The sequence below is a fragment of the Ralstonia sp. Ralssp135 genome, from assembly GCF_047304345.1.
GTDB classification, from domain to species: Bacteria; Pseudomonadota; Gammaproteobacteria; order Burkholderiales; family Burkholderiaceae; genus Ralstonia; species Ralstonia chuxiongensis.
The window spans coordinates 213,288-220,039 of record NZ_JBGLYZ010000004.1; the positions used below are offsets into that span (position 1 = coordinate 213,288).

The following is a 6,752-nucleotide window of genomic DNA, read 5'->3' on the forward strand; positions in this document are numbered from 1 at the left end:
TGTTCTGTCTCCAATAGTTCTAGGCACGACGCAACGGCGCGGCCGTCATCGTCTGCAGCGTATCGAAATCGAGGCCGTCGGCCATCTCACGCACCACCAGCCCCTCGGGCGTGATGTCGATCACCGCGAGGTCGGTGTAGATGGTATCGACACAGCCGATGCCCGTCAGCGGATACGTGCACGACGGAACGATCTTGCTTTCGCCCTGCTTGGTCTGGTGCTCCATCATGACGAAGACGCGCTTGGCACCGATGGCCAGATCCATCGCGCCGCCCACGGCAGGGATTGCATCGGGTGCACCGGTGTGCCAATTGGCCAAGTCGCCCGTGGCTGACACCTGAAAGGCGCCAAGCACGCAATAGTCGAGATGGCCGCCACGCATCATGGCAAACGAATCGGCGTGATGGAAGAACGATGCACCGGGCTTGATGGTGACGGGCTGCTTGCCGGCGTTGATTAGGTCTTCGTCTTCTTGCCCGGGCGCGGGTGCAGGGCCCATGCCTAGCAGGCCGTTTTCGGTGTGCAGGATGATTTCGCGGTCGGCCGGCAACTGATTGGCCACCAGCGTCGGCAAGCCGATGCCCAGGTTGACGACCGAGCCATCGGGAATGTCACGCGCCACACGCGTAGCGATTTGATCGCGCGTCCAGCGTTGAATCTTGGCGGTGGTTTCGGCGCTCATGCGGTCGCCTCCTGACGAATAGCGTTCATCTTGTCTTGGTAGTGTCGGCGACGGCCTGCATTCGCGGACGCGCGCATCCCCGCCATGCGGGGCCCCTGCTTGCTGCTCATGCGGCCTCCTTGGCTTGCGCAGCGCTGCCGAGTTGCACGACGCGCTTCACAAAAATGCCCGGCGTGACGATGTGCTCCGGGTCCAGCTCGCCAAGCTCCACCGTCTCGCTGACCTGCGCGATGGTGCACTTGGCCGCCATTGCCATCACCGGCCCGAAGTTGCGCGCCGTCTTGCGATAAACGAGGTTGCCCCAGCGGTCTGCACGCAGGGCCTTGATGAGGGCGTAGTCGGCGGTCAGCGGCAACTCGAACACGTACGGCTTGCCGTCGATGATGCGCGTTTCCTTGCCTTCGGCCAATTGCGTGCCATAAGCGGTCGGGCAGAAGAAGCCGCCAATGCCGGCACCTGCGGCGCGGATACGCTCGGCCAGGTTGCCTTGCGGCACCAGTTCCAGCTCGATCTCGCCGGCGCGATACAGCGCATCGAACACATACGAATCGGCTTGGCGGGGGAACGAGCAGACGATCTTGCGCACGCGACGCGCCTTGAGCAGCGCGGCCAGGCCCGTCTCGCCATTGCCGGCGTTGTTGTTGATGATGGTCAGCTCACGCGCGCCATGCGCGATGAGCCCGTCGATGAGTTCCGATGGCATACCGGCAGTACCGAACCCGCCAATCATGATGGTGGCACCGTCCGGGATATCGGCCAGGGCGGCCTCCACAGACGGACAAAGCTTGTTGATCACGTGCATTCTCCGGCAAGGGCGCCACACATTCTCGATGGCTGGCGCGGTTCGGAGCATCGCGGGGGCCGGACATGGCCGAGCCGCAACGGGCGGCGTGCGAGTCTCCTGTTTGACGATTGGATCGACACAGGCCTTTGCTGTCCGGCCCACGCTTGCTTTCCCTCATTTGTTCGATATACGAACTCACGTTCGATCCAAGAACTAATCTACGCCTCCCCTCCCGAGCGTGTCAAGGCGTACGCATGCCGATCAGACGTTCGAGTAGCGAAACCGGGGCAATGCCAGTAGTCTTGAGGCCACTGCACCGCTTTTGTCTTTCTTTGCATGTCTGCTGCCGAACTGCCCACCGAAAAACCCAGCGATTCCTATGTCCAGTCCTTTGCACGAGGGCTGTCGGTCATTCGCGCGTTCAATGCCGAACGCCCCGAGCAAACGCTCTCCGAAGTCGCCGAGGCCACGGGCCTAACCCGCGCCGGCGCCCGACGCATCCTCCTCACGCTGGTCAGCCTGGGTTATGTCAGCTTTGAAGGTCGCCTCTTCCGCCTCACACCCAAGATTCTTGATCTCGGGTTCGCCTACCTCACCTCGATGCCGTTCTGGAACCTGGCCGAGCCGGTGATGGAAGAACTCGTGCAGACGGTGCACGAGAGTTGCTCAGCCTCGGTATTGGATGGGACGGAGATCGTCTACGTTTTGCGCGTGCCCACGCAAAAGATCATCGCGCTGAACCTGTCGGTCGGCAGCCGCCTGCCCGCGTTCTGTACGTCGATGGGCCGCGTATTGCTGTCGGGCCTGCCCGAGGATCAGCTCGACATTGCACTGCGCGAGTCGGACCGGCGCACACGCACGCAGCGCACCATCACAGATGTCGACGCCTTGAAGGGGGTCATTGCCGGCGTGCGCCAACAGGGTTGGGCGCTGGTCGACCAGGAGCTTGAAGAAGGGCTGATTTCGCTGTCGGCGCCGATCCGCAATCGCGCAGGGGATATCATCGCCGCCATGAATATCAGCGGGCAGGCCAACCGGACTTCCGGCAAACAGATGACGAAGCAGTTTCTCGGTCCGCTGCAGCAGGCGGCCGAGCGTATTTCTGCCATGGTGCGGGTACGAACCTGACCTGAGTTAAAGGCAGCAGCGCCCAATGCGCTGCGCGCCTCGCATCCCGACAGTTTTTTCAATAAAATTGTGGCTCCGTGGGCAAAGAGGATGTCTGTGACTCAACACACCGCCATTCACACCGGTCTGGATGTGAAAGGCCGCCAACGCCGGGCGCATGCTTCGTGCATCCTGGCGCTTGCCCTGCCGTTGCTGTCCAGCCCTGTGTGGGCCCAATCGACCACGCTGGCGACGGCCATGCAGGAATTGACGCCGCTGGCCCGCATGCTGGTGGGCGCCGCCACGGGTCGCAGCACGGCTGCCGCCGGCGTGCCGGCCCTCACGGGCCCCGCCCGCAATGCAGACCGTGCCCTTGCCCAGGCTTGCGCCGAAATCAACCGCTTCACCCCCGTCCCGCTCGACCGCGAAACCTCGCTGGCGCAATGCTCGCTGGCCCAGAAGAAGAACCTCATCTTCGTCATCACGCTGACCAACTACGCGGCGCACTCGGCCGCATCGCAAGGCTTTCGGCTGAATTTCGTGCCGATCCTGCAGAAGAACATCTGCAACAACGGCGACGTGCGCATTCTCACGCGCCTGGGGCTGAGCCTGGTCTACCGCTATCGCGGTAACGATCACGAGACCGTGGGCGACGTGCCCATCAACGAATCGATCTGCGGCGCGCTCTAAACCCACGCTCTGCCCCGGGAATCCCCTGATGGAGCGCGGTCGGCTGCCATGTCATTAATGGCAGACAAAGTCTCATTTGATCCAACATCTGCCGGGCCCCTGCCTTGCTGCGCCAGCCTTACCGGGCTGCACGCGCGCAACCCGGCAACCCCAACACCCGCCTGTGCATTGCACCCCGCCCTGCTTGCCATCCGCCATCTCTGCCGCGTCGGCATGGACTATAGTTGGGCGTTCCGCGCGGGCCTGGCGCGGGCATGCTCGCAGTCATATGGTTATCCGAAGTGCGCGCATGCAAATCGCGCATACGCCGGTATGCTCGCGGGCGATCCCCGATCTGATCTCGTTTCGCACACAGTTCACCACCCAAGTCGTCAAGGAGGAAATCCGATGAAAACAAACCGACGTCTGACGCAATTTGCGGGTGCAGCCATTCTGGCTGCGGCAACCCTGATCGCCACCACCGCACACGCTGATCAAATTTCCGACATCAAGAAGAAAGGCGAACTTGTCTGCGGCGTGCTCGGCACCGACGAGCCGTTCAGCTTCCTGAAAGACCCGATGAGCCGCGAGATCGTCGGCTATGACGTCGACATGTGCGACGCCATCGCCAAGAGCCTGGGCGTCAAGCCCGTGCTCAAGCAACTGGCCGTAGCCGCACGCTTGCCCGAACTGCAGCAAGGCCGCGTGGACCTGCTGGCCGCCTCGCTCACGCACAACAAGGAGCGCGAGGCACAGATCGACTTCTCGGTGTCGACGTTCATCACCGGCCAGAAGGCCATGGTGAAGAAGAGCAGCGGCATCACGTCGCTCGCCCAGCTTGATGGCAAGAAGCTCCTGACGGTCAAGGGTTCGACCATGGAAGCCAACATTGCCAAGACCATCAAGAACGCCGATGTGGTCTCGTTCGACAACAGCCCGCAGGCGCTGCTGGCCCTGCAACAAGGCAAGGGCGTCGCCTACGTGAACGACGAAACCACGCTGATCGGCAACATGGCCAAGATGGGTCCGGCAGCCAAGGACTACGCGCTCCTGCCGCAAAACCTGTCGACCGAACACCTCGCACTGGGCATCCGCAAGGGCGAGCCGGCCTTCAAGAAGCAGGTCGACGACGTGCTGCTCGGCATGGAAAAGAGCGGCGAGGCGCAGAAGCTGTTCGACAAGTGGTTCGGCCCGAATACAAAGATGGCCTTCCCGCAGCGCACCTTCAAGATTTCTACCGACAAGATCGATTAATCGTTAAAGGTCGGGCCGCCCAGACGCCGTTCTGGGCGGTGAATCTCCATGCCCCATTTTGATTTGTCGATGCTGCTCTCGGGGCAGTATCACCAATGGCTCGTCAGCGGTTTTTTCCTGTCGATCAAGCTCTCTGTACTGGCCTTCGTGCTAGCGCTGCCGCTTGCCATCGTCGTGGCGCTGCTGCGCCTAGCGCCCGCCGCGCCGCTGCGCGGCATCGGCCAGACCTTCGTCGAAGCCATCCGCAACGTGCCGCTGCTCGCCCACATGCTGTTCTGGTATTTCGGCGCGCCGCAGATCCTGCCGGAGTTCATCCGGGACTGGCTCTACAGCATGAACTACGAGGCCGCCAGCGCCGTCATTGCGCTCGTGCTCTACACAGCCGCGTATATGGCGGAAGACATCCGCAGCGGCATCCGTTCGATCCCGAAGGAACAGCTTGAGGCCAGCCGCGCGCTCGGACTCTCGTTCCTGCAGGCCATGCGCCTGGTGGTGCTGCCGCAATCGCTGCGCGTGACGGTACCGCCGCTGGTCAGCCAAACGTTGAACCTGTGGAAGAACTCGAGCATCGCCATGGTCATCGGCGTGGCCGAGCTGATGTACCAGGCGCAGCAGGTGGAGTCCGCCACCTTCCGCGGCTTTGAGGCGTTTGCGTTTGCCACCGCGGCCTATCTGACCATCTCGATTGCGATCACGGTGTTCTCTGCCTGGTATCAGCATCGCTACCCCGTGCGGACGCTGTAGCCATGCTCGATCTCATTCAAACCTACGGTATCTATTACCTGATCGGCCAGTACCCGAACGGGCCGCTGGGCGGGCTGGCGCTGACGTTCCTGCTGGCATCCGCCGGCCTCGTGCTGGCGCTGCCGATGGGCATCATCCTGGGCCTGTGCCGCGTGAGCCCGATCGCCGCGCTGCGCTGGCCGGCCACCGCGCTCGTCTACGTGGTGCGCGGCACGCCGCTGCTGATGGTGATCTTCTGGGCGTATTTTCTGCTGCCCTCCATCACCGGCCAGCGCACGGATCAGTTCAGCACCATGCTGACCGCGCTGGTGATTTTCGACGGTGCGTATCTGGCGGAGATCGTGCGCGCGGGCATCCAGGCGCTGCCGCGCGGGCAAATGGAGAGCGCCCGCTCGCTCGGTCTGTCGTACATGCAGGCAATGCGGCGGGTGATCCTGCCGCAGGCGCTGCGCAACATGCTGCCGTCGCTCGTCAACCAGCTTGTCTCGACCATCAAGGAAACCTCGCTCGGCTACATCATCAGCCTGCCCGAGGTGTCGTTCGTGGCGGGGCAGATCAGCACCGCTGTGATGGTCAAGTCCGCCGAGGTGTACGGCCTGCTCGGCATCAGCTACTTCATCATGTGCTTCAGCCTGACGCGCGTGGCGTTCTACCTTGAGCGCCGCCTTGCAGCTAGCGCCCCGACCAAACCATGAACATGATCACGATCGAACACGTCGACAAGTGGTACGGCGATTACCACGCGCTGGTCGACATCAATGAAACCGTTGCCAAGGGCGAAGTGGTGGTCGTGTGCGGGCCGTCGGGCTCGGGCAAGTCGACGCTCATCCGCACGTTGAACCGGCTCGAAGCCATTCAGAAAGGCCGCATCGTCGTGAACGGACACGAGGTGCATGCGCCCGGCGTGGACGTCAACCTGCTGCGCAGCGGCATCGGCTTCGTGTTCCAGCAGTTCAACCTGTTTCCGCACCTGACGGTCATGCAGAACTGCACGCTCGCGCCGGTGCAGCTCAAGCGCATGCTGCCGCAGGAAGCGAAGGACTTTGCGATGAGCCTGCTCGAACGCGTGGGGCTGCCGCACAAGGCCGGCGCCTACCCCGGCGAGCTGTCGGGCGGCCAGCAGCAGCGCGTGGCCATTGCGCGTGCCCTGGCCATGAAACCGCCCGTCATGCTGTTCGACGAGCCGACCTCCGCGCTGGACCCGGAGATGGTGAACGAGGTGTTGCTGGTGATGAAGGACCTCGCCCGCGACGGCATGACCATGGTCTGCGTCACGCACGAGATGGGTTTCGCACGCGAGGTGGCAGACCGCGTTCTGTTCATGGACCAAGGCCAGGTGCTGGAGCGCGCCACGCCGGAAGACTTCTTCCAGCGCCCGCAACACCCGCGCGCGCAGCGCTTCCTGGCCGACATCCGCTCACCGTGGAGCGAACCCGCCTGAACCTGAACTACCAGATGACGGCCGGCATGAAGGAGCTGTACGCACATCCGAACGACAAGGCCATTCAATAA

8 protein-coding genes are annotated in these 6,752 nt (G+C 62.9%); 6 read left to right on the forward strand and 2 right to left on the reverse strand.

Annotated features, from left to right (window positions below):
• Positions 1-19: 19 nt before the first annotated feature.
• Both ACCD03_RS05705 and ACCD03_RS05710 read right to left on the reverse strand, forming a co-directional pair.
• Positions 20-682, reverse strand: a complete 663-nt coding sequence (locus ACCD03_RS05705; RefSeq protein WP_004631136.1) for a CoA transferase subunit B — start codon at positions 680-682, stop codon at positions 20-22.
• Between the two features lie 106 nt (positions 683-788).
• On the reverse strand, positions 789-1,478 hold the full coding sequence (locus ACCD03_RS05710) for a 3-oxoacid CoA-transferase subunit A (protein ID WP_045206255.1): 690 nt from the start codon (positions 1,476-1,478) through the stop codon (positions 789-791).
• A 324-nt stretch (positions 1,479-1,802) separates the two neighbouring features.
• On the opposite strand from ACCD03_RS05710, the gene ACCD03_RS05715 reads away from it, so the two are divergent.
• The 6 genes from ACCD03_RS05715 to ACCD03_RS05740 all read left to right on the forward strand — a co-directional run bounded on the left by ACCD03_RS05715 (position 1,803) and on the right by ACCD03_RS05740 (position 6,681).
• A complete protein-coding gene (locus ACCD03_RS05715) occupies positions 1,803-2,594 on the forward strand; it encodes an IclR family transcriptional regulator (RefSeq protein ID WP_325651870.1) in 792 nt (263 codons plus the stop codon).
• A 90-nt stretch (positions 2,595-2,684) separates the two neighbouring features.
• Positions 2,685-3,263, forward strand: coding sequence for a hypothetical protein (locus ACCD03_RS05720; RefSeq protein ID WP_325651872.1), 579 nt, complete (start codon positions 2,685-2,687; stop codon positions 3,261-3,263).
• Positions 3,264-3,650: 387 nt separating this feature from the next.
• Positions 3,651-4,496, forward strand: coding sequence for an ABC transporter substrate-binding protein (locus tag ACCD03_RS05725; protein WP_045206032.1), 846 nt, complete (start codon positions 3,651-3,653; stop codon positions 4,494-4,496).
• 48 nt (positions 4,497-4,544) lie between these two features.
• Positions 4,545-5,240, forward strand: coding sequence for an amino acid ABC transporter permease (locus ACCD03_RS05730; RefSeq protein WP_045206031.1), 696 nt, complete (start codon positions 4,545-4,547; stop codon positions 5,238-5,240).
• A gap of 2 nt (positions 5,241-5,242) precedes the next feature.
• Positions 5,243-5,935: an amino acid ABC transporter permease gene (locus ACCD03_RS05735; protein ID WP_316670915.1), complete on the forward strand. Its 693-nt coding sequence runs from the start codon at positions 5,243-5,245 to the stop codon at positions 5,933-5,935.
• Positions 5,932-6,681 carry an amino acid ABC transporter ATP-binding protein gene (locus ACCD03_RS05740; RefSeq protein WP_325651875.1) on the forward strand — a complete coding sequence of 250 codons (750 nt, stop codon included), beginning with the start codon at positions 5,932-5,934 and terminating at the stop codon, positions 6,679-6,681. Before ACCD03_RS05735 ends, ACCD03_RS05740 begins: the two co-directional genes overlap by 4 nt.
• The last annotated feature ends 71 nt before the right edge of the window (positions 6,682-6,752 follow it).